This window comes from Janthinobacterium sp. PSPC1-1 (assembly GCF_049897625.1).
Lineage (GTDB): Bacteria > Pseudomonadota > Gammaproteobacteria > Burkholderiales > Burkholderiaceae_D > Janthinobacterium > Janthinobacterium tructae.
Window position 1 is genome coordinate 115,810 of sequence record NZ_JAFCWP010000007.1, and the last position, 25,900, is coordinate 141,709.

At 63.2% G+C, this 25,900-nt stretch carries 22 protein-coding genes; 8 read left to right on the forward strand and 14 right to left on the reverse strand.

Going from position 1 to position 25,900, the window contains the following annotated elements; translation table 11 throughout:
* Positions 1-6: 6 nt before the first annotated feature.
* The gene (locus ACP7EG_RS21425) at positions 7-711 is read right to left on the reverse strand and encodes a YggS family pyridoxal phosphate-dependent enzyme (protein ID WP_426089212.1); all 705 of its coding nucleotides are present in this window, start codon (positions 709-711) and stop codon (positions 7-9) included.
* A gap of 70 nt (positions 712-781) precedes the next feature.
* Here ACP7EG_RS21425 and ACP7EG_RS21430 point away from each other — a divergent pair, with 70 nt between their 5' ends.
* The 4 genes from ACP7EG_RS21430 (at position 782) to ACP7EG_RS21445 (ending at position 5,750) form a co-directional block, all read left to right on the forward strand.
* On the forward strand, positions 782-1,825 hold the full coding sequence (locus ACP7EG_RS21430; protein ID WP_426089213.1) for a type IV pilus twitching motility protein PilT: 1,044 nt from the start codon (positions 782-784) through the stop codon (positions 1,823-1,825).
* A 3-nt stretch (positions 1,826-1,828) separates the two neighbouring features.
* A complete protein-coding gene (locus tag ACP7EG_RS21435; protein ID WP_426089214.1) occupies positions 1,829-2,968 on the forward strand; it encodes a PilT/PilU family type 4a pilus ATPase in 1,140 nt (379 codons plus the stop codon).
* 1 nt (position 2,969) lies between these two features.
* Entirely contained in the window at positions 2,970-3,455 is a 486-nt protein-coding gene (locus ACP7EG_RS21440) for a glutathione peroxidase (RefSeq protein WP_426089215.1), read from the forward strand.
* Between the two features lie 183 nt (positions 3,456-3,638).
* Positions 3,639-5,750 (forward strand): putative bifunctional diguanylate cyclase/phosphodiesterase, encoded by a 2,112-nt coding sequence (locus ACP7EG_RS21445; protein WP_426089216.1) that lies wholly within the window; start codon positions 3,639-3,641, stop codon positions 5,748-5,750.
* Here ACP7EG_RS21445 and glcF read toward each other — a convergent pair.
* The 3 genes from glcF to ACP7EG_RS21460 are packed head-to-tail and all read right to left on the reverse strand — an operon-like array spanning position 5,743 to position 9,556.
* Complete coding sequence (gene glcF / locus ACP7EG_RS21450; RefSeq protein ID WP_426089217.1) at positions 5,743-6,972, reverse strand: glycolate oxidase subunit GlcF; 1,230 nt, start codon at positions 6,970-6,972, stop codon at positions 5,743-5,745. The two genes, ACP7EG_RS21445 and glcF, sit on opposite strands and share 8 nt — an antisense overlap.
* A gap of 6 nt (positions 6,973-6,978) precedes the next feature.
* Positions 6,979-8,049 carry a glycolate oxidase subunit GlcE gene (glcE, locus tag ACP7EG_RS21455; protein ID WP_426089218.1) on the reverse strand — a complete coding sequence of 357 codons (1,071 nt, stop codon included), beginning with the start codon at positions 8,047-8,049 and terminating at the stop codon, positions 6,979-6,981.
* Between the two features lie 16 nt (positions 8,050-8,065).
* Complete coding sequence (locus tag ACP7EG_RS21460; RefSeq protein ID WP_071079449.1) at positions 8,066-9,556, reverse strand: FAD-linked oxidase C-terminal domain-containing protein; 1,491 nt, start codon at positions 9,554-9,556, stop codon at positions 8,066-8,068.
* A 150-nt stretch (positions 9,557-9,706) separates the two neighbouring features.
* Between ACP7EG_RS21460 and ACP7EG_RS21465 the strand changes: the two genes are divergently transcribed.
* A complete protein-coding gene (locus tag ACP7EG_RS21465) occupies positions 9,707-10,261 on the forward strand; it encodes a cob(I)yrinic acid a,c-diamide adenosyltransferase (RefSeq protein ID WP_096238290.1) in 555 nt (184 codons plus the stop codon).
* A 56-nt stretch (positions 10,262-10,317) separates the two neighbouring features.
* Here ACP7EG_RS21465 and ACP7EG_RS21470 read toward each other — a convergent pair whose 3' ends face one another.
* The 9 genes from ACP7EG_RS21470 to ACP7EG_RS21510 all read right to left on the reverse strand — a co-directional run bounded on the left by ACP7EG_RS21470 (position 10,318) and on the right by ACP7EG_RS21510 (position 20,717).
* On the reverse strand, positions 10,318-10,509 hold the full coding sequence (locus tag ACP7EG_RS21470; protein ID WP_096233840.1) for a hypothetical protein: 192 nt from the start codon (positions 10,507-10,509) through the stop codon (positions 10,318-10,320).
* 72 nt (positions 10,510-10,581) lie between these two features.
* The gene (locus ACP7EG_RS21475; RefSeq protein ID WP_426089219.1) at positions 10,582-10,962 is read right to left on the reverse strand and encodes a glutaredoxin family protein; all 381 of its coding nucleotides are present in this window, start codon (positions 10,960-10,962) and stop codon (positions 10,582-10,584) included.
* A 65-nt stretch (positions 10,963-11,027) separates the two neighbouring features.
* Entirely contained in the window at positions 11,028-11,225 is a 198-nt protein-coding gene (locus ACP7EG_RS21480; RefSeq protein ID WP_157750908.1) for a hypothetical protein, read from the reverse strand.
* A 266-nt stretch (positions 11,226-11,491) separates the two neighbouring features.
* A complete protein-coding gene (locus ACP7EG_RS21485) occupies positions 11,492-12,640 on the reverse strand; it encodes a cytochrome-c peroxidase (protein ID WP_426089220.1) in 1,149 nt (382 codons plus the stop codon).
* Positions 12,641-12,659: 19 nt separating this feature from the next.
* Positions 12,660-15,224, reverse strand: a complete 2,565-nt coding sequence (locus ACP7EG_RS21490) for a hypothetical protein (RefSeq protein ID WP_426089221.1) — start codon at positions 15,222-15,224, stop codon at positions 12,660-12,662.
* 207 nt (positions 15,225-15,431) lie between these two features.
* On the reverse strand, positions 15,432-17,498 hold the full coding sequence (locus tag ACP7EG_RS21495; RefSeq protein WP_426089222.1) for an FUSC family protein: 2,067 nt from the start codon (positions 17,496-17,498) through the stop codon (positions 15,432-15,434).
* A gap of 190 nt (positions 17,499-17,688) precedes the next feature.
* The gene (gene dxs, locus ACP7EG_RS21500) at positions 17,689-19,557 is read right to left on the reverse strand and encodes a 1-deoxy-D-xylulose-5-phosphate synthase (protein WP_426089223.1); all 1,869 of its coding nucleotides are present in this window, start codon (positions 19,555-19,557) and stop codon (positions 17,689-17,691) included.
* Complete coding sequence (locus ACP7EG_RS21505) at positions 19,558-20,469, reverse strand: polyprenyl synthetase family protein (RefSeq protein WP_426089224.1); 912 nt, start codon at positions 20,467-20,469, stop codon at positions 19,558-19,560. It lies immediately after the preceding gene.
* Positions 20,466-20,717 (reverse strand): exodeoxyribonuclease VII small subunit, encoded by a 252-nt coding sequence (locus ACP7EG_RS21510; protein WP_046683420.1) that lies wholly within the window; start codon positions 20,715-20,717, stop codon positions 20,466-20,468. The genes ACP7EG_RS21505 and ACP7EG_RS21510 overlap by 4 nt, the downstream gene beginning before the upstream one ends.
* A gap of 407 nt (positions 20,718-21,124) precedes the next feature.
* Here ACP7EG_RS21510 and ACP7EG_RS21515 point away from each other — a divergent pair, with 407 nt between their 5' ends.
* From ACP7EG_RS21515 to ACP7EG_RS21525, 3 genes are read left to right on the forward strand one after another with little or no spacing between them, the layout of a single operon-like run.
* Positions 21,125-22,225, forward strand: coding sequence for an aromatic ring-hydroxylating oxygenase subunit alpha (locus ACP7EG_RS21515; RefSeq protein WP_426089225.1), 1,101 nt, complete (start codon positions 21,125-21,127; stop codon positions 22,223-22,225).
* A gap of 56 nt (positions 22,226-22,281) precedes the next feature.
* Complete coding sequence (locus tag ACP7EG_RS21520; protein WP_426089226.1) at positions 22,282-23,205, forward strand: DMT family transporter; 924 nt, start codon at positions 22,282-22,284, stop codon at positions 23,203-23,205.
* Between the two features lie 13 nt (positions 23,206-23,218).
* Positions 23,219-24,070, forward strand: coding sequence for a sulfurtransferase (locus ACP7EG_RS21525; RefSeq protein WP_426089227.1), 852 nt, complete (start codon positions 23,219-23,221; stop codon positions 24,068-24,070).
* 42 nt (positions 24,071-24,112) lie between these two features.
* On the opposite strand, the gene ACP7EG_RS21530 is transcribed toward ACP7EG_RS21525, so the two are convergent.
* Positions 24,113-25,849 carry an ABC-F family ATP-binding cassette domain-containing protein gene (locus ACP7EG_RS21530; protein WP_426089228.1) on the reverse strand — a complete coding sequence of 579 codons (1,737 nt, stop codon included), beginning with the start codon at positions 25,847-25,849 and terminating at the stop codon, positions 24,113-24,115.
* Positions 25,850-25,900 lie beyond the last annotated feature (51 nt).

Sequence of the window (25,900 nt, forward strand, 5' to 3'; positions counted from 1 at the left end):
ATTCAATCAGTGAGAGTAATTACGGGAACCGAAGATGGCACTGCCCACGCGCACGATGGTGGCGCCTTCCAGCACGGCGGCGCGCAAGTCGGCCGACATGCCCATCGACAGGGTGTCGAGCGCCAGCCCATCGGCCTTCAATTGTTGGTACAGCACGCGCAATTGCGCAAAGGCAGCGCGCTGAAGGTGGACATCCGTTTCCGGCTCGGGAATCGCCATCAGGCCGCGCAAGCGCAAGCGGGGCAATTGCGCCACGGCGCGCGCCAGCGCCGGCAATTCCGCTGGCGTCACACCGCTCTTGCTCGCTTCGCCGCTGATATTGACTTGCAAGCAGATATTCAGGTCGGGCAAGCCGGCCGGGCGCTGCTCGGACAGGCGGACGGCGATCTTTTCCCGCTCCACCGTGTGCACCCAATCGAAGTGTTCGGCGATGGGGCGCGTCTTGTTGCTCTGGATGGGGCCGATGAAGTGCCATGCCGGGACGTGCTGCGGTGCGGCCTCCTTCACAAAGGCGATCTTGTCGAGCGCTTCCTGCAGATAATTTTCGCCAAACGCCGCCTGGCCCGCGCGCATGGCTGCCAGCACGGCGTCCGCACCGAAGGTTTTTGACACGGCCAGCAGGGCCACGTCGGCCGGCGCACGCTGCGCGTCAGCGGCGGCCTGCGCAATACTGTCGCGCACGGCTTGCAAGTTCTGTTCGATTGTGGACATAATCATTTTCTAGTGTATAGGGGCGGCGGCACAGTGCGCCAGCCCATCAATGCAGGCACAGGGATTATAAATGGACATCTCCGAACTACTCGCTTTCTCCGTCAACAACAAGGCTTCCGACCTGCACCTGTCTTCCGGCCTGCCGCCGATGATACGCGTCCATGGCGACGTGCGCCGCCTGAACGTGGCGCCGCTCGAGCACAAGGAAGTGCACAGCATGATCTACGACATCATGAACGACAGCCAGCGCAAAGCCTATGAAGAAGCGCTGGAATGCGATTTCTCGTTCGAGATTCCCGGCCTGGCCCGCTTCCGCGTCAACGCCTACAACCAGGAACGGGGTGCCTCGGCCGTGCTGCGCACGATTCCATCGAAAGTGCTGACCCTGGAAGAACTCAACGCCCCGCGCATCTTCGGCGAGCTGGCCATGCGTCCGCGCGGCCTCGTGCTGGTCACGGGTCCGACGGGCTCCGGCAAGTCGACCACCCTGGCGGCCATGGTAAACCACGTCAACGAACGCCTGAACCACCATATATTGACCATCGAAGACCCGATCGAATTCGTGCATGAGCCGAAAAAATGCCTGATCAACCAGCGCGAGGTGGGGTCGCACACGCATTCGTTCAGCAACGCGCTGCGCTCGGCCCTGCGCGAAGACCCGGACGTGATTTTAGTGGGCGAATTGCGCGACCTGGAAACCATCCGCCTGGCGCTGACGGCGGCCGAGACGGGCCACCTGGTATTCGGCACCCTGCATACGTCGTCGGCGGCGAAATCGATCGACCGCATCATCGACGTCTTCCCCGCCGAGGAAAAGGAAATGGTGCGCGCCATGCTGTCCGAATCCTTGCAAGCCGTCATTTCGCAGAACTTGCTCAAAACCAAGGACGGCAGCGGCCGCGTGGCCGCGCATGAAATCATGCTGGCCACGCCCGCCGTGCGCAACCTGATCCGCGAAGCGAAAGTGGCGCAGATGTATTCGACCATCCAGACGGGCAGCAACGTGGGCATGCAGACCCTGGACCAGTGCCTGTCCGACCTGGTGCGGCGCGGCACGATTACGGCGGAGACGGCCCGCGCGGCCGCCAAGGTTCCCGAAAACTTCCCCGGATAAATCATGCAAACGACGCAAGAATACTATGGCGCCATGCACGCGCTGCTGGCGCAGATGCGCGCACGGGGCGGCTCGGACCTGTTCATCACGGCCGGCTTTCCGCCCGCCATCAAGCTCGACGGCAAGCTGACGCCGCTGGCGGGCACCGCGCTCGATGCGCAACAGGCGGCCGGCTACGTGCGCGCCGTCATGAATGAACGCCAGGCGGCCGAATTCGCGTCCAGCCGCGAAGCCAATTTCGCCATCAGCCCGGACGGCCTGGGGCGTTTCCGCGTGTCCGCCTTCGTGCAGATGGGCCAGGCAGGCATGGTCTTGCGCTTGATCAATACCGCCATCCCCACGCTGGAGGGATTGGGCCTGCCCGCCATCCTGCAAGACATCGTGATGAGCAAGCGGGGCCTCGTCATCATGGTGGGCGCCACGGGCTGCGGCAAGTCGACCACGCTGGCGGCCATGGTGGGCCACCGCAACGCCCACAGCCACGGCCACATCATCACCATCGAAGATCCTGTGGAATTCATCCATCCGCATGGTAACTGCATCGTCACCCAGCGCGAGGTGGGCGTCGATACGGACGACTGGGCCACGGCCCTGAAAAACACCCTGCGCCAGGCGCCCGACGTGATCCAGATCGGCGAAATCCGCGACCGCGAGACCATGGACCACGCCATCGCATTCGCCGAGACGGGCCATCTGTGCCTGGCGACCCTGCACGCGAACAATGCCAACCAGGCGCTGGACCGCATCATCAATTTCTTCCCCGAAGAGCGGCGCCAGCAGCTGCTGATGGATCTGTCGCTCAATTTGAAGGGCATGATTTCGCAGCGGCTGATCCCCAACAAGGAAGGCGGCGGGCGCAAGGCGGCGCTGGAAATCCTGCTCAATTCGCCGCTGATGAGCGACCTGATCTTCAAGGGCCAGGTGCACGAGATCAAGGAGCTGATGAAAAAATCGCGCGAGCTTGGCATGCAGACGTTCGACCAGGCCCTGTTCGACCTGCACGAAGCGGGCGCCATCAGCCATGAAGATGCGCTGCGCAATGCGGACTCCGTCAACGACCTGCGCCTGGCGATCAAGCTCAAGGGCGCAACAGCGCCGGAACTGGCCCCGCAAACGGGCGCCACCACGCTGGGACTGCTCTGACATGAGCGCCATCCACGATTGCCAGGCCGATGCGCTGGACGGCACGCCGGTCGACCTGGCGCGCTACAAGGGCAAGGTATTGCTGATCGTCAACACGGCCAGCGCCTGCGGTTTCACGCCGCAATACCAGGGCCTGGAAGCGCTGTACCGCGAATTCCACGACCAGGGCCTGGTCGTGCTTGGCTTTCCCTGCAATCAATTCCGCCAGCAGGAACCGGGCTCGAACGGGGAAATCGCTGCCTTTTGCGAGAAAAACTTCGGCGTCACCTTTCCCCTGTTTGCCAAGATCGATGTGAATGGCCCGCATACCCATCCCCTGTTTGCGCAATTAAAACAGGCGGCGCCCGGCATATTCGGCACGCAGTCGATCAAATGGAATTTCACCAAGTTTTTGGTGCGCAAGGATGGCAGCGTATTTCGCCGCTATGCGACGGCCAGCAAACCGGCTAGCCTGGCGGCCGACATTCGGCAATTAATACAGGAATAGCACGCGACGCTTTGATTTAAAACAACAAACATTGAAATCAATCAATTCGTATTTATTTCATGCTTGATATCAGTATTGTGTTTCCAATAGCAAATTTCGGTGATAATGTTGACATAATTATTCGCAGATATCGATCAAAAAACGATGCCAGTCTTTGGGAAAATAATATCTTCATGGATGCGGATGGGCATATATCCCCGCCTATTCATTCCTATTTTCTTCCTGATATTTTGCGTTTCCGCGATCCGTTATCACGCCCTGCTCGGTACGGAAAGCGCGCTGGCCAATGCGCGCTACCAGAGCGATGCCCGGCAACTCGACCTGTTCCTGGCCAATAGCGTGCTGCCGCTGGCCGTGCGCACGGACAGTCACACGATGCACGACAGCATGCGCCAGGTGCTGCGCAGCGCCCTGCCGCTGAACCGCAGCCTCGCCTCCGTGCACTGGAATACGGCTGGCGGGCATGTCGAAGTGCTGGCCGACAAACCGCTGGCCGACAGCATGGCGGCCACGGTGCCGGCGTGGTTCGCGCGCCTGGCCGGTATCAATGCCATCCGCAGCCGCCTGACGGTGGCGCTGCCGGACGGCGGCGACGGCATCCTCGACCTGCACTACACGCCCGGCCTGCCCCTGGCGCAGGTATGGCAGCGGGTGCGCGAACAGGCCGTCCTCAGCACCATCAATATCGCGCTGGTCTTCCTGCTGCTGGGCTCGATCCTGGCCACGCACCGCCGCTTGCTGGCGCGGCTGGTGCAAGCGACCGACCGCTTCCGCGAAGGCAACTTCGCCGTGCGCCTGGCGGCTGGCGCCACGCCCGAAGCGCAAGCCGTATCGCACTCGTTCAACAGCATGGCCGGCGATGTCGAAGAACTGTTTTCCTCGCTGAAGACCAGCCAGCGCCAGCTGGGCGAGCAGCTGAACGAAACCGTGCACATGCAGCAGGCGCTGCAAAAACTGTCATGGCAAAACTACAATGATGTACTGACGGGCTTGCCCAACCGTGCCGCGCTGGCAGCCCGCTTCGAACAGGAACTGTTCCTGGCGCGCGAACGCCAGCGCCTGCTGGCCGTCTGCCTGTTCGACCTCGACCACTTCCAGGTCATCAACGACCGCTACGGCGCCGAAGCGGGCGATGAAATCCTCAAGCAGGTGGCGGGCCGCCTGCACAGTTTTACGGGCCAGGTCCACTACGCGGCGCGCCTGGGCGGCGATGAATTCGTCATGCTGCTGTGCGGCCAGGCCAATATCGCCAGCATCGAGCAGAACGTCACGCAATTGATGCAGGAACTGAGCCGCCCCTACCAGTGCGACCAGCAGGCGTTGCACATGACGGCCAGCGTCGGCATCGCCGTCTATGCGGGCAAGGACTTGAATACGGAAAGCCTGCTGCGCCACGCCGACCACGCCGTCTACCAGGCGAAATTGACGGGGCGCAACCAGTATCACTTCTTCGATACCAACCTCGATGAAGAAGTACGCACCCACCACAACCAGCGCACGGAAGTGCGCCAGGCCCTGATCAACGGCGAACTGCGGCTGTACTACCAGCCCAAGGTGAACATGCGTGCCGGCACGGTGGTGGGCATGGAAGCGCTGCTGCGCTGGCAGCATGCGCGCCGCGGCGTGCTGGCACCGGCGCAATTCCTGCCACTGGTGGAGCAGACGGACCTGATCATCGACATCGGCGAATGGGTGCTGCGCCAGGCCCTGTGGCAGATGCAGCGCTGGGTGGCTTGCGGCAAGCACTGGGTGGTCAGCGTGAATATCGCGGCGCGCCATTTCCAGCGACCCGATTTCGTCTCGCGCCTGAAAACCATCCTCGGCGAATTTCCCGGCGTGTGCGCCAGCATGCTGGAACTGGAAATCCTCGAATCGTCAGCCCTGCACGACATCGAGGACGTGCGCCGCATCATCCGCGCCTGCCAGGCGCTGGGCATCACGTTCGCGCTCGACGATTTCGGCACCGGCTATTCGTCGATGTCGTATTTGAAGCGCCTGCCGGCGAACATCGTCAAGATCGACCAGAGCTTCGTGCGCAACATGCTCAACGACCGCGACGACCTGCACCTGGTGCGCGCCGTCATCGGCCTGGCCCGTTCCTTCAGCTTGACGGTGATCGCCGAAGGCGTGGAAAGCGTCGAGCATGGCGCGCGCCTGATCCAGCTGGGTTGCGACCTGGCGCAAGGCTATGGCATCGCCCGCCCCATGCCGGCCGACGCCGTGCTGGAGTGGGCGAACAATTTCATCCCGGCGCCGCAATGGAAAACTGCGCAATATAGCGAAGTGTCTATTTGACCTGGGACAAAGCGGAGTCGATCAGCTCGATCCAGTGCCGCACGGGCGTCTCGGTGCCCGACTGCAGGTGGCTCAGGCAGCCGATATTGGCCGACACAATTTCATCGGGCTCGCACGCTTCCAGGTTTGCCACCTTGTTGTCGCGCAGCTGCTGCGACAGGGCCGGCTGCAGGATCGAATACGTGCCCGCCGAACCGCAGCACAAATGGCTGTCGGCGCACAGGCGCACGTCGACGCCGACGGCGCGCAGCACCTGCTCCACCTTGCCGCGGATTTGCTGGCCGTGCTGCAGGGTGCAGGGCGGGTGATATGCGACTTTTTTGCCGATGCGCCCTTTCAGCTGCGCCACCAGCTCGTTTTCAAACGCCGGCATGATCTCGGACAAATCGCGCGTCAGTGCGGCGATGCGCCGCGCCTTCTCCGCATACTGCGCGTCGTGCGCCAGCAGGTGGCCGTATTCCTTCACCGTGGCGCCGCAGCCGGACGCCGTCATGACGATGGCTTCGGCGCTGTCGACATACGGCCACCAGGCGTCGATATTGCGGCGCATGTCGTCCAGCGCCGCTTCCTGGTCGTTCAGGTGATGGCGCAGCGCGCCGCAGCAACCGGCCTTCGGCGCGACGATCAATTGCACGCCCAGCGCATCGAGCACGCGCGCCGTGGCCGCGTTGATGTTGGGCGACATGGCCGGCTGCACGCAGCCGTCGAGCAGCAGCATGCTGCGTGCGTGCTGGCGCGCGGGCCATGCGCCGGCGGCGGCACCGGGACGCAATTTATCCTGCAAACTTTTTGACAGCAAGGGCCGCAGCGCCTGCCCCGCCATGTACACGGGCGTAAACAGCCAGCGGCGCGGCAAGGCTTCCTTCAGGGCGAAGCGCAAGGCGCGTTCGCGCAAGGGGCGCTGCACGCGCTGCTCGACGACGTTGCGGCCGATGTCGACCAGGCGCCCGTACTGCACCCCCGAGGGACAGGTCGACTCGCAGTTGCGGCAGGTCAGACAGCGGTCCAGATGCGTCTGCGTCTTGGCCGTGACGGGCGCGCCTTCGAGCACTTGCTTGATCAGGTAGATGCGTCCGCGCGGGCCATCGAGCTCGTCGCCCAGCAGCTGGTAGGTGGGACAGGTGGCCGTGCAAAAGCCGCAATGCACGCAGGCGCGCAAGATGGCTTCGGCTTCGTCACCTGCCGGCGTATTCTTGATGAAATCGGCGAGATTGGTTTGCATGCGCGCTCAATACATTCTGTGCGGGTTGAAGATGCCGGCAGGGTCGAAAGCCTGCCGCAGGCGCTGGTGGATGGTGGCGATGGCGGGCGCCAGCGGGTGGAACACGCCCACCGCCTTGTCGCCGCCACGGAACAGGGTGGCGTGGCCCCCAAGAGCGGCCACGGCCTGGCGGATGTACTCGCTGCTGGCCGCATCGGCGTCGCCGTCGAGCTTCAGCCAGCGCTGCGCGCCTCCCCACTCGATCAGCTGGCGCCCTTTTAAAATCACGGCGCTGGCGTGCGGCGGCAGCGACAAGCGCCACAAGCTGCCCGCGCCCGCAAAGAAAGCGTGCGTCTGCTCGCGCACGGCCAGCCAGAAGGCGGCCGCCTCATCGGCTGCCAGCAGCTTGCCACCCAGCGTGCGCAGCGCCGCCGAGACGGCCGCCTCGGCGCCGGACAGGCGCACCGTCAGCACGCCGTCATGCCAGCAGCTGGCCGATATCGGCAGCGGTTTGCCCGCCCATTCATTGAGCAAGCGCAAGGCGGCGATTTCCGCGCACGCCACGCGGAAAGTCGCTTCGCGCAGCGGCAGGGGCAGCACCTTCAGCGACACTTCCAGGATCAGGCCCAAGCTGCCCAGCGAGCCGGCCAGCAGGCGCGAGACATCGTAGCCGGCCACGTTTTTCATGACTTGCCCGCCGAAGGCCAGGCGTTCGCCGTGGCCGTCCATCAGCACGGCGCCCAGCACGAAATCACGCAGCGCGCCCGCGCTGGCGCGGCGCGGGCCGGACAGCGCGCTGGCGACGACGCCGCCCAGCGTGGCGCCAGGACCGAAGTGCGGCGGCTCGAAGGCCAGCATCTGGTTGCGCGCGGCCAGCGCCGCCTCGATTTCCGCCAGCGGCGTGCCGCAGCGGGCCGTAATCACCAGCTCCGTCGGTTCATAGTCGATGATGCCAGCATACGCGCGCGTGTCGAGCACCTCGCCGTCGAATTGCTGGCCATACCAGTCTTTTGTGCCGCCGCCGCGCAGGCGTAACGGCTTGCCCGCCGCGCTGGCCGCCAGGATGGCCTGCCTGAATTGTTCCACTATCGCTTGCAAAGGAGTCTCCGGCAAATTAAAAACGGGGCAGGTTGGCGAATGGCAGGCGCCCTGCCGTCACATGCATCTTGCCGAATTCGGCGCAGCGGTTCAAGGTGGGGATCGCCTTGTCCGGGTTCAGCAGGGTATGCGGGTCGAAGGCGCGCTTGACGGCAAAGAAGGCATCGAGTTCGGCGCGCGTAAACTGCACGCACATGGAATTGATTTTTTCCATGCCCACGCCATGCTCGCCCGTGATGGTGCCGCCGACGGCCACGCACAGGGCCAGGATGTCGGCGCCAAACGCTTCGGCGCGCTCGAATTCACCGGGCTTGTTGGCATCGAACAGGATCAGCGGATGCAGATTGCCGTCGCCCGCGTGGAACACATTCGCGCAGCGCAAGCCATGCGTCGTTTCCATGCCGGCGATGCCCGTCAGGACTTCCGCCAGTTTTTTTCTCGGGATGGTGCCGTCCATGCAGTAGTAATCGGGCGAGATGCGCCCGGCGGCGGGAAACGCATTCTTGCGGCCGGACCAGAACTTCATGCGTTCCGCTTCCGACTGCGAGACGGCGATGGCGCTGGCGCCCGCCCCTTCCAGCACGGCCGTCATGCGGGCAATTTCCTCTTCCACTTCCTCGTGCGTGCCGTCCGCTTCGCACAGCAAAATGGCCGCTGCATCGATGTCGTAGCCGGCCTTGACGAACGGTTCGACCATGCGCGAGGAGGTCTGGTCCATCATTTCCAGCCCGGCCGGGATGATGCCGGCGGCAATCACGTTGGCCACGGCGTTGCCGCCCGTGACGACGTCGTCAAAGGACGCCATGATGACCCTGGCCGTGGCCGGTTTCGGGATCAGTTTCACGGTCACTTCCGTGACGATGCCCAGCATGCCTTCGGAGCCGATGAAAATGGCCAGCAGGTCGAGGCCCGGAGAGTCGAGGCATTCGCCGCCCAGTTCCAGCACGTCGCCATCGATGGTGACGATACGCACGCGCAGCACATTGTGCACGGTCAAGCCGTATTTCAGGCAATGCACGCCGCCCGAGTTTTCCGCCACGTTGCCGCCGATGCTGCAGGCGATCTGCGAGGAGGGATCGGGCGCGTAGTACAGCGCGTGGGGCGCGGCCGCTTCGGAAATGGCCAGGTTGCGCACGCCCGGCTGCACCACGGCCGTGCGCGCGTAGGCGTCCAGACGCACGATGCGGTTCAGGCGCGCCGTCGACAGCACCACGCCGTCGGCGATGGGCAAGGCGCCACCCGACAAGCCCGTGCCGGCGCCGCGCGGCACGATCGGCACCTTCAGTTCCCGGCAGACGCCGAGGATGGCGATGACCTGTTCCTCCGTATCCGGCAGGGTGACCACCATCGGCAGCTGGCGGTAGGCGGCCAGGCCGTCGCATTCATACGGGCGCGTATCTTCGGCGTCGGACAGCACGCAGCGGGCCGGCAGCACGGCCAGCAAGGCCGCGACGACGGCTTGCTGGCGCGCGGCGGTCAATCCAGGTTCAGGGGCAGCATTGAGCATAAGATGGGGGGAAAGGGCATGGGCGTGCAACGATTGTAAGCACAAAAGTGGCGCGCAGCGCTTTTTTTGTCCATTCCGAAGCCAAATCCGCGGCCAGGCGGCGCGCAGTGTCGTATGCTGCCCCCATTCTTCATTGACAGGATCAGCATCATGGGCAACCGACTCTCGAAAATCGCCACGCGCACGGGCGACAATGGCAGCACCGGCCTGGGCGACGGCAGCCGCACCAGCAAGGACAGCGCCCGCATCCACGCCATGGGCGACGTGGACGAACTCAATTCCAATATCGGCTTGCTGCTGTGCGAAGCCATGCCCGACGCCTTGCGCGAAGAGCTGGTGGCCATCCAGCACGATCTGTTCGACCTGGGCGGGGAAATCTGCATCCCCGGCTACCAGCTGATCAAGGAAGAGCATGTGCTGCGCCTCGATGATTTACTGGCGAAATACAATGCGGACTTGCCCGCCTTGAGTGAATTCATCCTGCCGGCCGGTTCGCGCGCCGCCTCGCTGGCGCACGTATGCCGCACCGTGTGCCGCCGCGCCGAGCGCAGCATCGTCGCGCTGGCGAATGCGGAAACCATCCACGAGCATCCGCGCCAGTACGTGAACCGCCTGTCGGACCTGCTGTTCGTGCTGTCGCGCGTGCTGAACCGCTTTGCCGGCGGTAGCGACGTGCTGTGGCGGCACGACCGCACGCGGGGCTAACGTCGCCAACGCCGGCCTGGCCAGCGTACAGGCCAGCCGGCAAACTGTATTGAATGCTAGTCTTGAGCGCAGCGGTTGTAGCACAGCTGATGAATCTTGGTGCAGGCGCCTGGCGACCTCGGATGATCCGTCATGCACTGGTCCAGCCCTTCATCGCATTGCGCATAGCATTCCGGCTCGCCGCCGGCAATCGCATACGAAGCGCTGACGCCCATGGCAAACAAAAAGAAACCCAGTTTTTTGAACATAAGCACTCCTGTTGAATTGACAGACGATCACTGACATCCATGGCGCGCCGTTTCTTACGCGCCATCCGGTAATCAGATTCTCTTCAGCGCCGCTTCCAGCGCGCCCGTATTGAAACCCTGGATTTTGCGGTTGCCGATCAACACCACCGGCACGCCGCCGCCGCCGAGTTCCTCATGGGCTTTTTTTGCTGCCGGGGATTTCTCGATATCGAGATCGACAAATTCGATCTTGTTTTCCTTGAAATACGCACGCGTCTTGGCGCAATAGCCGCACCAGTCCGTGCCGTACAACACCACCTTCGCCTGGGCATTCGGGAAATACGCGGCGTAATTGCCCTCGGTGTAATTCGACTTGAGCAAGCCGGGCAACAGGGACAAACCATAACCGCTGCCCAGGCCGGCGGCCAGGATCAAGCCATACATGGCGATGGTTTTCATTTTCTTTTGTATCATGAAGCCGCCTTGACATCGTTACCTTTAAGCAGGGGCGATTGTTCGCCCCGGCAAACCCGGTTTTCTTAATTCAAGGCGCATTCGGCCTTGCATGCATTTAACAATGCCTTGCATGTGTTGTTGGAATGACCAGAATCCATGCAATCGGTAAAGGCGCCATAGCACTCGCGCTGGCAGTCACTCAAGCCATTGCCGGCCGCCCCTACCGAATAGGATGCGCTGACACCAACGGCGAACAGGAAAAGTGCGATCTTTTTAAACATTTTCTACCTTTCGATTGACGTGGAAAAAGGAATACCATCTGCAGTGCGATGCTTATTACTTTATAGAATTTACATCCTGCAAAAACGAATATAGACCGCACTTATTTTAGAATTAACGTTTCCTTTCGATAAATTTCCACTTTGGAAAATATATCGGCAAGGCCCGTGAAATGTGGCATTTGGAGAGATTGCGGGGCGCCAAACGTCTATACAATATCGGCGCCGCAAGCAGGAAAGGCCGGTTGCGGGCGCAACCGGCCGAGCGGCTACAACGCTTCGAGAAAACTCTTCAATGCGATGATTTCCCCGGACGTCAGCTGCAATGGCTGCAGCAGGGGCGAGGTGACGGGAAACTTCGGATCGGCCGCCTGCTGCGCGTTTTGCGGCACGGGGCGCGACATGCCCGCGTTATACATGTTCAGCAAGCCCACCATCTGCGGAAACAGACCGTTGTGCATCCACGGCCCCGATTGCGCCACGCCGCGCAAGCCCGGCGTGCGGAACTTGCCCACGTCCCCATCCTTGCCCGTCACCAGGTAGCGCCCCAGGTCTTCATATTTCTTGCGGCCGTAATACGTCAGCCCCAGGTTATGAAATTGCTGGTCCGTCAGCAAGGCACCGCTGTGGCACGTCATGCAGCGCGCCTTGGTGCGGAACAGATGCAGGCCCAGCAGCTCGCGGTCGTTCAGGGCCGTGCGTTCGCCTTCCAGGAAAGTATCGAAACGCGTGACGGGTGGCAGCAAGGTGCGCTGATAGTCGGCCAGCGCCGTCAGGATACGCGGCAGGGTCACACCGGTGCCCTGGCCGAAAGCCGCATCGAACTGCGCCGTGTAATCATCGAGCGCGGCCAGCTTGGCCGCCAGGGCCGGCACGTCCATGGCCATCTCGTCCGGATGCTGCAAGGGCCCCAGCGCCTGTTCTTCCAGGGAGCTGGCGCGGCCATCCCAGAACAGCGGCTTGATCTGCGCCACGCCCAGCAAGCCCGGCGTATTGCGCTGGCCCAGCCGCCCTTCGTGTCCGACGGAAACGCGCTTGCTGTCGGCAAAGCTGTGCGCGGGACTGTGGCAGCTGAGGCAAGCCACCGCATTCGAACGCGACAAACGGGGGTCGTTGAACAGACGCTGCCCCAGCGCCACGACGGCCGGCGCCAAGGACGGCACGGGCATGGCCGAGACCGGGGCCATTTCCAGCGGCGTGACGCCGTCGGCCACCTGCGGCCGGGGCCAGCCGGCGATCGGTCGCGCATACGTCTGGCGCAGACAGGCCAGGTCCCAGCCGCTTGCGCCAGCGCAAGGTTCAACGGCTGCGGCAGCGCCCTCGCGCGCCTGGCCATCGAGGCTGAGTAACAGGGCGCCGCCCGCCAGCAAGGCGGCCAGGGCGACAGTGGTTTTTTTCAGGTGGGATGCCATGTTCATGCGCCTGCCGATGAGTTGATTAGAAACGGTAACCGAGTTCCAGCGTGAACTGGCGGCCTTTTTCATACACGACTTCGGTCGTCGCCTGTAACAGGGGATTGCTGCGGTTGCTGACGTTCTCGATCCCCAGGTTCACAAAGCCCTCGCCCGGGCCCGTCTTCGGCAGCGCGTACTGCACGCGCAGGTCCCAGGTGATGGACTTGCCTACCGTAACGTCCCGGTAGACTTTCGCCACCTCACCGTCAAACAGCTTGGCCTCGCCCGTCGCCGCCATGCCCGTTTCCGGCCCCCGTACGCGCAAGAAGTTGTCCACTTTCAGGCGGTAGGTGGGGATATCCGTCGACAGCAGCAGGCGCGCCGTCCATGGACGATTGTAATTGTTCGCCGGGCGGTCCACCCAGCGCATGAACTTGCCCTGGTAATAAATGTATTTGCCCAGGTCGTCCGACAGTTCGTTCAGGGTGTTGTCGTAATCGGCATGCGAGCTGCTGGTACGCGTGTGGTCATAGCCGAAGTGAAGCTGCGTGGCGCTGCCGCCCCAGCGCAGCGGGCGCGCCGTTTCGGCGGCCAGGGTCCACACCTTGCTGTCGCTGCGGCCGATGTTGTCCCAGCGGTAATTCGCGGCCGATTCCAGGTGCTGCACCATCTCGTCGCGGCCTTCGCGCAGCACGCGCTTGGCGCTCCACTTCACGCCACCCCATTGCTGGCTGATGCCCAGCATTTTTTCATCCGTGTACGGCACCTTCATCTCGCCCGTCTTGTACCAGGCCCAGTTGGTGGCCATCTCGGGCGCCGCCCAATCCTTCAGCAAGCCACCCGTCAAGGTACGATCTTGCGGAGAGGCCTGCAGTGCCAGGCGTTTCGAGCGCGCATAGAAATCGAAGAAATTGCGGCCATAGTAGCGGTTGGCGCCCACCTCGATCTGCGTCGTGCCCTTGCCGGCCACATCCCAGAAAGCCGACAGGCGCGGCGCGATACTGGACTTCGGCGACAGCTCGTCACTGTCGTAGCGCGCACCCAGGCGCAGGCGCACGTCGCCCAGCCTGACGTCGTCCTGCAGGAAGGCGCCGCGCGTCTTGTTGCCCAGCTCATAGGCGCCCGCGTAGAAAATGATGCGCCGCTTCAGGTACTGGCCGCGCACGTTTGGCGCCGCGTCCCAGGGCGTGGCCAGGGAGCAAAATTGCGTATCCACCCCGCCGCCCGCCCTGTTGCAGGAATTGATATCGAACGACCCCGTGTATTGTTCATACTGGGTGTTGCGGCGGTAGCTCGAACGCTGCGTACCCAGTTCCAGGCCCGCCTGGAAGGTGTGCGACATGCCCAGCCAGTCGACGGGTTCCCACTTCAGCTTGCCCTGATACTGGGCGTTTTCCTGCTCCTGATCCACGTCGCCATAGCCGCCCTCGCCGCTATTCCATGCCGAGCCGGTCGTCTTCACGCCCCAGTTCTTGTCATTCGAGTAGCGCCATAATTTCCAGATGCTTTCATCGGCACGGCGCGAACTGTCCATCTTGTTCCAGCTCAAACGGTGTTCTGCGGTGGCGTTGCCCAGCAGCGCCAGCGGGTGCGTCAAGCCCAGGTTGACGCCATTGCCGCCGCTCTGCAGGTGGAAGTCGCTGTTTTTCGAGTTGGCAAGAAAATAATCGCCGCTGGCCGGCGCATGCATGAGCGAGAAATCGGCCTGCACGCCGGGGCGGATGGTCCAGAAACCGCGCACGAAGGCATTGTCGCTGCCGCGCTTTTGTACCTTGCGATTGGCGTCGCCGGCGCTTTGCAAGCCGTTGACATAGGCGTTCAGGGGGATTTCCGAAGTCTTGCGGACCAGGCTGCCGATCAGGCTGAAATTCTCCGTCACCTTGCCCTGCAGCGCGGCGCGGTACGTCCATTTTTCGAAGGCTGGCTGCAAATCGGCCGTGGCCGAATTGGCGGCGCTGTCGCGCTGGCTGTCGTTGAGCTTGTATTGCATCCACGACGAACGCGTGCTTTCCACGGAAACCTGGCCGGACAGCTTGCGCGTAGGCGCGCAAGTGTTGGCCTTCACCACGCCGCCCTTGAAACGGCCATATTCGGCGCCGATGTTCGAGTCGAGCACCGTCACGTCGCACAGCAGGCTGGTGTCGACGGCAAAGCCCTGGCTGGCCGACGGTGGCGTGGTATTGTTGTTGGTGAAGCCGACGCCTTTGCCGGGATTGTTGGTGGGGCCGATATCGTTGTTGAGCGACATGCCATCCATCTGGTACAGATTATCGTAGAACTTGGCGCCATTGATGCTGATGTCGGCCGGGGCCAGCTCACCCTGGGTGGCGGACGCTTGCTGCTTGTTATCGAATTGCACGCTGGGGTTGATGCGCAACAAGCTCGTGACATTGCCGTCGATGCCATTCAGCGCTTCAATCTGGCGCCTGTCCAGGCGCTGTTCGCCCACGGAGACACGTTCGGCTTGCGTGCGCACTTCGGGCAGCACCTGCGGTGCAGGTTCATCGGCGTCCGCTTCGGCGGCAAGAACAAGGGGCGAGGCGGCGCTGGCGCCAAAGGCCAGGCCGATGGCCAGCACGGACTGGCGCAGGGTAAGAATGGAAGACATGAAGAACCTTCAACTGCGGATGGGAAAGGGGCAGTCTCATGATGCCGCCCTTCACTCGATCCTTCAGTGTCGTCTTCTCATGCTGCCAGTTGCAAATGATAACTATTACTATTCTCATTTACAAGACAGGAAAATCAAAACGCGGCTGTTTTTTTGACATGCGTAAAAATTTCAGGCAGCCTGTGGCATCTGCGCCACGCCGCTCGCTTATGCGGGAGCCGCCACCCTGGACGGCTGCGCATGCACATGCTCGCGCAGCAAGCCACGCAACAACTGCACTTGCCCCACGGCGTCGGCCTGCAAGGCAGTCAAACCCTCGGCCGCACAGGGCCCGGGCGCGGATGCAGGAGGGACACCGCGCAGCAAGGCATCCATTTCAGCACTGACCTCGGCAATCCACTGCTGCAGCTCGGGCGGCGCCGGCTCGGCCTGGGGACTCAGACTGATGCGCGCCGTGCTGCCCGCCACGCGGCGCAACAGCGGCAAGGTGCGCAGCGCCGCCAGGCCCACGCCGCTGCTGCGGTCGAGGCGGCGTTCGATGCGCAGGCGCTGCAGCACCTGTTCCGCGTTATTGCTGGCCAGCCCCGCCTCGCGGCGCAGGTGCGCGATGGCGCTATCCCATTTCCCACCGGCCGCCAGCACGGCCAGCAGGTATTTCAGGTTGGCCGACACGGCTTTCGCCAGACGCTGGTCCAGGTCGTCCGCTTCGCGATCCGGCCACAGGAAAAACGTGGCCAGCAGGGCCAGCACGCAACCGAGCACATTGTTGCCCAGGCGGCTGGCCGCATACACCATCTCGCTGGCCGGGGCCGCATAGTCGGCCACCAGCACGAAGGCGGGCGTCATGAACAGCACGTGCAGGCTGTAGCTGACGCGGCGCAAGGCCATGGTGGCGACGATCAGGGGAAACACCACCAGCGAGATGCCCAGCGGCGTGTAAATGACCAGGCCGATCAGCACGGCCAGCACGGCGCCCAGCACGCTGCCAGCGACCCGCTCGATGCCGCGCGGCCAGGTGGTCGACACGGACGGCTGCAGTATCAGCAAGGTCGCCATGGTGGCCCAGTAGCCGAACGGAATATGCAGCGCCTCGACCAGCAGGAAGCCGGCCGTCGTCGCCAGCGACACGCGCGCCGCATGGCGCCAGCTCAGCGACTGCGGCGTGGCGTTGACTTTCGCCGTCTGCCACGCCTGCCCCAGCGCCAGGAAGGCCGCCTCGCGCCACGGCAGCTGCGCCGCGCGCGGCAAGCCCAGTTCCATGAAGTCCACGTTCAGGCGCAGCGGCAGCAAGGCGCCCAGCGACGCTTCCAGGCGCCGTCCGCAGCCCGCCAGGCGGCGCTGCAATTCCAGGGGCGGCGTTTCCGGCTGGCGCTGCACGGCCTGCCCCAGGCGGCGCAGCAGCACGGCCATCACTTCCAGGCTGCGCCGCGCGCGCGGGTCCCGGCGCAGGCGCTGCTGCTCGCGCTCGCACGTATGCGTGACGGCGATCAGATAAGCGAAGATGCGCTCGGCGTCGCTGAGCGCCAGCAGCAGGTTGTCGTACAAGGCGCTGCGGCCCGCGCGCGCGGGCGGCACGGCGGCCAGCGCCACGCGCGCCGCTTCCAGCGCGGCGCGCGCCTGCGAACGGTAGCTGGCGCCATGCGCAGCGGCGTCCGCCTGCGGCGCGTCATGTTCGAGGAAGCGCGCATTGTCGCGCGCGATGCCGGCCAGGCGCGAATACGCGGCGCGGATGGCGCGCCTGGCAGGGCTGAACGGGTGGATGCGCCAGACGGTAAAACTGAGCACCGTGGCAAACAGGCAGCCGAACATGTAGAGACCCAGGAAGGGCGCCGTCTGCGTCATCGATTCCAATGGGTGCGTGACCATCACCACGCAAGCCGTGGCCGCCAGGATGGCCACTTGCGCCGTGGCCGCGCCCCAGATGCGCGCCAGCGCGCCGGCCCAGGAAAACAGCAGCACGGCAATGGCGGCCGTCGCCACGCCATGGCCGGCCGCCAGCGCCGTCAGGCCGCCGGCCACCGTCGACAGCAGGCCGAAGCCCAGCATTGAGACAAAACGCATGCGCCGCGTACCAGCCGCGTCGGCCAGGCAGGTCCAGAAGGCGCCGATGGCGGCCCAGGAAAAATCGGGTTGATCGAACAGCAGGCCCAGCAGCAGCATGGCGCTGGAAGCACAGGCGGCCCGCAAGCCCTCGGACAGATTCGTTTCGTCGATGGCCAGAGTGACCATCCACAGGGGACGGCGCTGCGACAGCTTATCAGTGTAGGCGTGCATGCCCGTCAGCCAGCGGCCGGCCAGTGCACGCGAACGGCGGTGAAGTTTCCTGAAATGCAAGGTGGACTTTGAGAAGGTATCAAAGCGTCATCGTAGCATTCCCGGATAAAAAATGTTGCAGTGCAGCGTAAAATCTCGCCAGACAAAAAAAAGCGGCACCGCAGTGCCGCTGGTATCTTGCTTGAGCGTCTTAGCTGACCATCGCCAGGCGCGGCCCGACTGCTGGAAAACGCTGCTCGATCGAGGCGGCGATGCCGGCAGCGTCCAGGCCCACGCTTTTCAGCAGTTGCACGGGGTCGCCATGGTCGATGAAGACGTCCGGCAGGCCCAGCATCAAAATCGGCTTGACGATCCCTTCCGCTGCCAGGGCCTCGGCTACGGCCGAACCGGCGCCGCCCATGATGCAGCCCTCTTCCACCGTCACCAGATAATCGTGCTCGGCCGCCAGTTGCTTCACCAGCGCCACGTCGAGCGGCTTGACGAAGCGCATGTTGGCAACCGTCGCGTCGAGCTTCTCGCCCGCTGCCACGCTCGGCGCCACCATGGAACCGAAGGCCAGGATGGCGATGCGCTTGCCCTGGCGCTTGAGCTCGCCCTTGCCGATCTCGATGCTGGTCAGTTCCGGCACGATGGCCACGCCGGCACCGGCGCCGCGCGGATAGCGGATGGCTGCCGGGCCCGGATAGTGGTAGCCCGTCGTCAGCATTTGCCGGCATTCGTTTTCGTCGGACGCGGCCATGACGACCATGTTCGGGATGCAGCGCAAGAACGCCATGTCGTAGTTGCCCGCGTGCGTGGCGCCGTCGGCACCCACCAGGCCGGCGCGATCCAGCGCGAACGTCACGTCCAGGTTTTGCAGCGCCACGTCGTGGATCAGCTGATCGTAGGCGCGCTGCAGGAAAGTCGAATAGATGGCCACGACGGGTTTCAATCCCTCGCAAGCCAGGCCCGCAGCGAAGGTCACGGAATGCTGTTCGGCAATACCAACGTCAAAGTAGCGGTTCGGAAATTGCTGTTCGAACTTGACCATGCCCGAGCCTTCGCGCATGGCCGGCGTGATGCCCACCAGGCGCTTGTCGTGCGCGGCCATGTCGCACAGCCAGTTACCGAACACTTCCGTGTACGTCATCTTGCCCGGCGCCGTGGCCGGCTTGATGCCTTCCAGTGGATTGAACTTCGGCGTGCCGTGATACAAGATCGGTTCGGCCTCGGCCAGCTTGTAGCCTTGCCCCTTCTTGGTGACCACGTGCAGGAATTGCGGACCCTTCAATTGCTTGATATTTTGCAAGGTCGGGATCAGCGAATCGAGGTCGTGGCCATCGATGGGACCGATATAGTTAAAACCGAATTCCTCGAACATGGTGGCGGGCACGACCATGCCCTTGGCATGCTCTTCGAAGCGCTTCGCCAATTCCAGTACGGGGCCGGGCAAGACGGACTTGCCGACATTTTTCGCCGCCGCATAGAACTGGCCCGACATCAGCCGCGCCAGGTGGCGGTTCAGCGCGCCCACGGGCGGCGAGATCGACATGTCGTTGTCGTTCAGGATCACCAGCAGGTTGATGTCTTCTTGCACGCCTGCATTGTTCATCGCCTCGAAAGCCATGCCGGCCGTCATCGAACCGTCGCCGATCACGGCGATCGCGTGCAGCGGGTCGCCCTTGATCTTGGCGGCCTGCGCCATGCCCAGCGCGGCAGAAATGGACGTCGACGAGTGCGCCGTGCCGAAGGTGTCGTACTCGCTCTCGTCGCGCTTCGGAAAACCGGAAATGCCATCCTTCTGGCGCAGGGTGTGCATGCGCTCGCGCCGGCCCGTCAAAATCTTGTGCGAATAGGTCTGGTGGCCCACGTCCCAGACGATGCGGTCGTGCGGCGTGTTGAACACGTAGTGCAGCGCGACGGTCAGCTCGACCGTGCCCAAGTTGGACGACAAGTGGCCGCCCGTCTTGGAAACGGAGTCGAGCAGGAAGCTGCGCAATTCCTGCGCCAGCGGCACCAGTTGCGAGCGGGCCAGCTTGCGCACTTGCGCTGGTTCATTGATGGTTTCTAACAGTTTCATTTATGCCTTCCGCTGCACGACCAGGTCTGCCAGCTCGCGCAGACGGCGTGCCTTGTCCCCGAATGGCGCCAGCGCCGCATGGGCGTCGCACCGCAATTGTTCTGCCAGGGCTCTCGATGGCTCCAGCCCCAGTATCGATACGTAAGTGGGCTTGTTGGCGGCCGCATCCTTGCCCGCCGTCTTGCCCAGGGTGGCCGAATCGGCCGTGGCGTCGAGCACGTCGTCCACCACCTGGAATGCCAGGCCGACGGCGCGCGCATACGCGTTCAGCGCCGTCATCTCGTCCGGCGCCAGGTCCTTGCCCGCCAGCGCGCCCAGAATCACGGCCGCGCGCAGCAAGGCGCCCGTTTTGAGTTGATGCATCTGTTCCAGCTGCGGCAGGGTCAAGGCCAGGCCAACGCTGTCGAGATCGATCGCCTGGCCGCCGCACATGCCGCTTGACCCGGAAGCGTGCGCCAGCAGCTTGATCATCGCCATTTGCCGCCCCGGAGGAATCGCCGCGCCGTCGGCCAGCAGCATGAACGCCTGCGATTGCAGCGCGTCACCGACCAGCAGGGCCGTCGCTTCATCGTAGGCGATGTGCACGGTGGGCTTGCCACGGCGCAAGGCATCGTCATCCATGCACGGCATGTCGTCGTGCACCAGCGAATACACGTGAATCATTTCCAAGGCGCAAGCGGCGCGCGCGAGGGTATCTTGATCGGCATCAAACAATTCACCGGCCGCCATCACCAGCAACGGACGCACGCGCTTGCCGCCGCCCAGCAGCGCATAGCGCATGGCCGCGTGCAACTTGTGCGGTACGGCGCCCGCCGCAGGCAGAAATTGCTCGAGCCGGCCTTCCACACCGGACTGGGTCGCTTGCATCCAGTCGCCGAAGGTGACGCCGTCTTGCTGTACGCTGGCCATCATTGCGCGGCCTCGCCGGCATCCACGAACGGTTTCAACATGTCGCCTTCCAGTACTTTCACTTGCGCCTCGACGCTATCGAGCTGGGTGGCGCAATACTTGACCAGTTCCGAGCCGCGCTGATACGCCGCGACCGATGCTTCCAGCGGCAACTGGCCCGCTTCCATTTGCGTTACCAGCTGCGCCAGTTCCGCCATTGCCTCTTCAAACGAGGCCGGCGCTGCGGCAGCGGCAGTTAATTTCTTCGACATAGACTCAGATCTCTTCGTGGCACGAGGGGTATGTAGGGAGACGCCGGGGACTCCCGGCCAGCATAGAAGCGTTATTTTAGAACAAACCACACTATTAAGTGAAAACTAAAGCGCAATCGGCGTGTTCAAAGGGGAAGACGTTGCCAGCTTGGCAGTCAATTCTAGCGCAATCGCCCCCATCGGTCGGAAATTGCACGCTAAATGACAATGTTTATCATTAAAGTAGCCTATTTGCCGAAGGGGTTTGGTAATGCCGAGGCCGATACGCGCTATAATCGCCGGTTCTGTCCGAAATACCGTTTCAACAAATTTGAATTCAGGTCTTTGCGGATTCTTTCTCTCTGTAGCGGTTGCCCAGGGAATGGCCTGGGGCACTGCTGACCGTTGTACATTTATGGGGGGTTGGGATGTCCGATCTGGCTACTCACGCCAAGCTGGCGCGTTCAAACGCGCAACTTCCGGTCCACGTCTATTTTGACGAAACGCTGTTGCAGCGTGAAATGCAGCAATTGTTCCAAGCCGGCCCGCGTTATGTCGGGCATGCGCTGATGGTGCCGGAAACCGGCGATTTTGCGACCCTGGCGTCTGAGAACGAAGGGCGTATGCTCGTGCGCAACGCCAATGGTATCGAAGTGCTGTCCAACGTGTGCCGCCACCGGCAGGCGCTGATGTTCAATGGCCGCGGCAATGCAAATAACATCGTCTGCCCGCTGCACCGCTGGACCTACGACCTCAAGGGTGAACTGATCGGCGCGCCGCATTTCCCCGAGACGCCGTGCCTGAACCTGTCGAAAACGCCGCTGCAAAGCTGGAATGGCTTGCTGTTCGAGCAAAATGGCTACAACGTGATGGAAAAATTGAAAGATTTGTCCGTCTCGAAAGACCTCGATTTTTCCGGCTATATGTTCGACCACGTGGAAATCCACGAGTGCGACTACAACTGGAAGACCTTCATCGAAGTCTACCTCGAGGATTATCACGTGGAACCGTTCCACCCGGGCCTGGGCAGCTTTGTCAGCTGCGACGACCTGCGCTGGGAATTCGGCAAGGATTACAGCGTACAAACGGTGGGCGTGCACCGCGGCCTGCAGCAGGCCGGTTCGCCTGCCTATAAAAAATGGCAGGAGCAGGTGCTGCAATTCCGTGGCGGCGAAGTGCCGCCATATGGTGCCATCTGGCTGACCTTGTATCCGAACATCATGGTCGAATGGTATCCGCACGTGCTGATCGTCTCGACCCTGTGGCCCGACGGTCCGCAAAAGACGCGCAACGTGGTGGAGTTCTATTACCCAGAGGAAATCGTGCTGTTCGAGCGCGACTTCGTCGAAGCGGAACGGGCTGCCTACATGGAAACCTGCGTCGAGGACGATGAAATCGCCCTGCGCATGGATGCGGGCCGCAAGGCCCTGATGGCGCGCGGCGAGAACGAAGTGGGTCCTTACCAGTCACCGATGGAAGACGGCATGCAGCACTTCCACGAGTGGTACCGCAACAATATCGAACTGTAATTCCCTCAAGGGCCGCCTCGTGCGGCCTTTTTCATTTTCATTACCAGGATTTACTCATGCAATCGCTTTGGATGTTATTCGCCAGTTTCATGTTTGCCATCATGGGCGTGTGCGTCAAACTGGCGTCGGATATGTATTCGACCTCCGAAATCGTCATGTACCGCGGCATCATCGGCATGAGCGTCATGAGCTGCACGATTTTGTACCAGGGCGGCAGCTTTAAAACGACGATGCCGGGCCAGCATCTGTGGCGCGGCGTGGTGGGCGTGATCGCCCTGTGGCTGTGGTTTTATGCCATCGCCATCCTGCCACTGGCTACGGCCATGACCCTCAATTACATGGCGCCCATCTGGATTGCCGTGATCCTGCTGACGGGCGGATGGTGGAAAGCGACGAAGCAAGTCGAGTGGCCGCTGGTGGCGGCGATTGCCATGAGCTTTGTCGGCGTGACTCTGCTGCTGCAACCCGTGTTCGAGACGGACCAGGTGGGCGGCGCCGTCACGGCCTTGATTTCCGGCATGCTGTCGGCCCTTGCCTACTTGCAGGTGCGCAAACTGGGCTTGCTGGGCGAACCCGAATACCGCGTCGTGTTTTATTTCTCGGTCGTCAACTTCCTCGCCGGCGTGATCGGCCACGTGGCCAGCGCCGGCGGCGGCCCCGTCGTCTGGCATGCGCACACAAGTGCCTATGGCATCGGCTTGCTGGCCGCCATCGGCCTGTGCGCCACCATGGCGCAGATGGCCATGACGCGTGCCTATCGCCTGGGCAAGACCCTCGTGGTTGCCAATTTACAATACACGGGCATCGTCTTTTCCAGCTTCTGGGGCGTGGTGATCTTTGGCGACCTGTTCGACTGGCACGGCTGGGCCGGCATCGGCATCATTCTCGCTTCTGGCATCGCCGCCACCTATTACAATACCCGCAACACGGCCCGTGGCGCAGCGATCGCGCGCACGGATCCCATTGCCAGCGAAGTGTAAAGGAGCGTTCCTGATGTACACCACCTTGATCCAGGCCAGCGAACTGGCCAGCCACCTGAATGACAGCGACTGGGTCATTCTCGATTGCCGCCACGAGTTGCTCAACCCCACGGCCGGCAGCGACGCGTTTGCCGCCGGCCACATCCAGAACGCGCAGTTTGCCGACATCGACACGGCCCTGTCCGGCCCCAAGACGGCGCGCGGACCCAAATTTACCGGACGGCATCCCTTGCCCGAGCGCAACGCCCTGCTGGCCACCTTGCGCAGTTGGGGCATCGACGACGACACGCAAGTGGTCGCCTATGACGGCCAGGGCGGCATGTTCGCCGCCCGTTTGTGGTGGCTGCTGCGCTGGCTCGGCCATCCTGCCGTCGCCGTGCTCGACGGCGGCCTGGCCGCCTGGCAGGCACAAGGCTTGCCGCTGGTCACGCCCGTGGCGCCACGCCCTGTCGGCAAGCTGACGGAAAAAGCCAGCCTGACGCGCACGGTCAGCGTGCAGGACGTGATTGCCAACCTGGAAACCCAGGCCTTGACGGTGATCGACGCGCGCGCCCCCGACCGGTATCGCGGTGAAAACGAAACCATCGACCCCTTGGGCGGCCACATCCCCGGCGCGAAAAACCGTTTCTTCAAGGATAACTTGCAGGCGGACGGCCGTTTCAAGTCGGCCCAGGAACTGGAACAGGAATTCGCCGGCCTGATCGACAAACCCGAGGCGGCCATCATGCAATGCGGCTCCGGCGTGACGGCCTGCCACAACTTGCTGGCCCTGGAAGTGGCCGGTTTAAGCGGCGCGGCCCTGTATCCGGGTTCGTGGAGCGAATGGTGCGCCGATCCGGCGCGGCCGGTGGCGACGGGTAACTAAAAAAAGCGGACCTCGGTCCGCTTTTTCATATCCAGTGGATAACTATGACGTTATCCCCAGCGCCTGACTCAACTGTTCCAGTTCCGCCTGCCACGCCTGCTGGCTGGCCGGCTTCTGGTGGCGCGGTTTTCTCGCCAGGTCTTCCGCCAGCAATTGCTCCAGTTCGCACAAACGCTCCAGTTGCACGTCGATGTCCGTCAGCACCGCAGACGCATGCTCCACGCGCGGCGCGGGCGGCAACGCCGGCCCATCCTCGGCGCTCAGCCGTGCATAAGCGCTGGCCGCGTCCGGCCACTCTTCCAGCTGGCCATCGGCCACCACCCAAAAACGGTTGCACGCCGTCTCGATCAGGTCGCGGTCGTGCGATACCAGCAGGCAGCCTCCCTCGAAGCCGCGCAAGGCTTGCCCCAGTTCCGCCTTGCCCTGCATATCCAGGTGGTTGCTGGGTTCATCGAGCAACAATAAATGATAGCTGGCCAGCGACAGCCCCAGGAACAGCAGCCGCGCCCGCTCGCCGCCACTCAGGGTGGCCACCGTCTGGCCATGGCGCGCATACGGGAAACCGGCCGAGATCAACGCCTGCTTGCGCGCCACCTGGCTGCGCGCCGCCTCGTTTTGCACGGCAAACGGGTACAGGGCGTCGGACAGGTCGGCCGTATCGGCCAGTTGCCTGAGCGACTGGTCGTAGTAACCGATGTTGGCCGCGTGGTGGTAGCGCAAGTCGCTGCGTTCCTCCTGTGCCTGGATCGCTTGCCAGCACAGGCGCAGCAGCGACGACTTGCCACTGCCGTTGGCGCCCAGCAAGGCGACCCGGTCGCCCGGTTTCAGCCACAGCTGGCCCACCTGGAACAGCAGCGGCGAGGCCGGTACGGCGCGCACCGCCAGCCCATCGAGCGCCAGCAGCTGGTCGGCCGCCAGCGCCTTGCCGCGCAGGATCAGGCGCCAGGGTGCGCCATCGCTGACGAACGACTGTTCATCCTGCAGCTTGTCGATGCGCCGCTGCATGCTCTTGGCCTTGCGCGCCATGCCGACGTTATCGTAGATCTTGCCCCACAGCGCCAGGCGGGTGCTGCTGACGGCCAGGCGGTCGATTTCCTTCTGTTCGGCCGCATGCCTGGCGGCAGCGGCAAGATCGGCTTCGGCCAGCGCCGCCAGCGCGGGGCCGCACGGCAAGTCGAAATCGTACAGCCGGCTATCGCGCAAGATCCAGCTGCGCGTGGCCACGTTGTCGAGCAGGCGCTGGTCGTGCGAGACGAGGATGAAGGCGCCGCGCCAGGCCAGCAGGAATTGCTCCAGCCACAGCAGCGATGGCAAGTCCAGGTGATTGCTCGGCTCGTCGAGCAGCAGCACGTTCGGTTCCTGCAGCAGGGCACGCCCCAGCAGCAGCCGCGTGTGCTGGCCGCCGGACAAGGAATGCACGGGCACTTGCGCCGTCTCGTGCTCGAAGCCTAACTCGGCCAGCAGGCTGTCGATCCGCCAATGCAATTCCGGCTGCTCCAGCACGGGCGCCAGCAAGGCGTCGTACAGGCTCAGGTTGGCAAGTTCGGCCGGCAAGTGCTGTTCCACGTGCTGCAAACGGCAGGCACGAGCGACATGGATGGTGCCGGACGTGGCTTCCCGCGTGCCGCTGAGCAATCCCAGCAAGGTGGATTTGCCGCAGCCATTGTGGCCGATCAGGCCGATGCGGTCGCCCTGGCGCAAGGTAAAGGCGAGTTCGTTGAAGAGGAAACCGTCGTGGGTGTCCAGCTGTAAAGCTTGGGTAGAGATAAGGGTAGTCATGGCTCTTGTCTTTGTTCGGGATGCAAGCATCCGCGTTAACAGGAGCGCTAA

Coding starts and splice junctions, on each gene's coding strand:
- ACP7EG_RS21460 (WP_071079449.1), bottom strand. CDS start 9,556: ATGCTCAATGCTGCCCCTGAACCTGGATTGACCGCCGCGCGCCAGCAA.
- ACP7EG_RS21435 (WP_426089214.1), top strand. CDS start 1,829: ATGCAAACGACGCAAGAATACTATGGCGCCATGCACGCGCTGCTGGCG.
- dxs (WP_426089223.1), bottom strand. CDS start 19,557: ATGAAACTGTTAGAAACCATCAATGAACCAGCGCAAGTGCGCAAGCTG.
- ACP7EG_RS21445 (WP_426089216.1), top strand. CDS start 3,639: ATGGGCATATATCCCCGCCTATTCATTCCTATTTTCTTCCTGATATTT.
- ACP7EG_RS21510 (WP_046683420.1), bottom strand. CDS start 20,717: ATGTCGAAGAAATTAACTGCCGCTGCCGCAGCGCCGGCCTCGTTTGAA.
- ACP7EG_RS21515 (WP_426089225.1), top strand. CDS start 21,125: ATGTCCGATCTGGCTACTCACGCCAAGCTGGCGCGTTCAAACGCGCAA.
- ACP7EG_RS21525 (WP_426089227.1), top strand. CDS start 23,219: ATGTACACCACCTTGATCCAGGCCAGCGAACTGGCCAGCCACCTGAAT.
- ACP7EG_RS21465 (WP_096238290.1), top strand. CDS start 9,707: ATGGGCAACCGACTCTCGAAAATCGCCACGCGCACGGGCGACAATGGC.
- ACP7EG_RS21475 (WP_426089219.1), bottom strand. CDS start 10,962: ATGATACAAAAGAAAATGAAAACCATCGCCATGTATGGCTTGATCCTG.
- ACP7EG_RS21470 (WP_096233840.1), bottom strand. CDS start 10,509: ATGTTCAAAAAACTGGGTTTCTTTTTGTTTGCCATGGGCGTCAGCGCT.
- ACP7EG_RS21430 (WP_426089213.1), top strand. CDS start 782: ATGGACATCTCCGAACTACTCGCTTTCTCCGTCAACAACAAGGCTTCC.
- ACP7EG_RS21495 (WP_426089222.1), bottom strand. CDS start 17,498: ATGCACGCCTACACTGATAAGCTGTCGCAGCGCCGTCCCCTGTGGATG.
- ACP7EG_RS21480 (WP_157750908.1), bottom strand. CDS start 11,225: ATGTTTAAAAAGATCGCACTTTTCCTGTTCGCCGTTGGTGTCAGCGCA.
- ACP7EG_RS21505 (WP_426089224.1), bottom strand. CDS start 20,469: ATGATGGCCAGCGTACAGCAAGACGGCGTCACCTTCGGCGACTGGATG.
- glcF (WP_426089217.1), bottom strand. CDS start 6,972: ATGCAAACCAATCTCGCCGATTTCATCAAGAATACGCCGGCAGGTGAC.
- ACP7EG_RS21520 (WP_426089226.1), top strand. CDS start 22,282: ATGCAATCGCTTTGGATGTTATTCGCCAGTTTCATGTTTGCCATCATG.
- ACP7EG_RS21530 (WP_426089228.1), bottom strand. CDS start 25,849: ATGACTACCCTTATCTCTACCCAAGCTTTACAGCTGGACACCCACGAC.
- ACP7EG_RS21440 (WP_426089215.1), top strand. CDS start 2,970: ATGAGCGCCATCCACGATTGCCAGGCCGATGCGCTGGACGGCACGCCG.
- ACP7EG_RS21485 (WP_426089220.1), bottom strand. CDS start 12,640: ATGAACATGGCATCCCACCTGAAAAAAACCACTGTCGCCCTGGCCGCC.
- ACP7EG_RS21490 (WP_426089221.1), bottom strand. CDS start 15,224: ATGTCTTCCATTCTTACCCTGCGCCAGTCCGTGCTGGCCATCGGCCTG.
- ACP7EG_RS21425 (WP_426089212.1), bottom strand. CDS start 711: ATGTCCACAATCGAACAGAACTTGCAAGCCGTGCGCGACAGTATTGCG.